Source organism: Acinetobacter sp. AKBS16 (assembly GCF_002899995.1).
GTDB classification, from domain to species: domain Bacteria; phylum Pseudomonadota; class Gammaproteobacteria; order Pseudomonadales; family Moraxellaceae; genus Acinetobacter; species Acinetobacter baumannii.
Window position 1 is genome coordinate 1 of record NZ_POYH01000064.1, and the last position, 627, is coordinate 627.

1 pseudogene is annotated in these 627 nt (G+C 46.3%); it reads left to right on the plus strand.

What is annotated here, in order from left to right:
• Nucleotides 1–627 (plus strand): annotated as a pseudogene (locus tag C1642_RS11245) (hypothetical protein); the annotation flags it as partial.

A 627-nucleotide genomic window follows, 5' to 3' on the forward strand; every position in this document is an offset into this window, starting at 1 on the left:
AATCCGCTTGGTGTAGTGACTGACATTATCGGTGGTGTTACTGGCGGTATTGGCGGTGACAATCCTCTTGGTGTAGTAACTGACATCATCGGTGGCGTTACTGGTGGCATTATTGGTGGTGGAACATCTCCTATTTCTCCAGTAATCGATGTTGTTCAAGGCGGCATCGATATTCTTCAAGGCGTTGAAAGCCTAAAAACCGAAATTATTAACACTGGTATTGATACAGTTGCGGATACAATTATCGGTATCCTTCCACAAGCAGAACATCCAGTTTCTGAAATTGCAGACCTTGGCACATTAACTTTCGAAACGTCTCGTGACACAGTCAACGGCGCTCTTGAAGTTGTTTCTGATTTAGTCGGCGGTGATATTCAAGGCGCTACTGAATCGGCTACCGGTATTCTCGATACGCTTATTACAAATGGTACAACTGCAACTGGTTTAGTAACTGAAATCATTGGCGGAGTAACAGGAACTATTGGTGGCGTAACTGGCGGAGATAGCCCACTAGGGTTAGTAACTGATTTACTTGGTGGTTTAACTGGTAGCGTAGGCGGCGACAGTCCGCTTGGCGTAGTCACTGACCTTCTCGGCGATTTAACTGGTAGCGTAGGTGGCGACAGT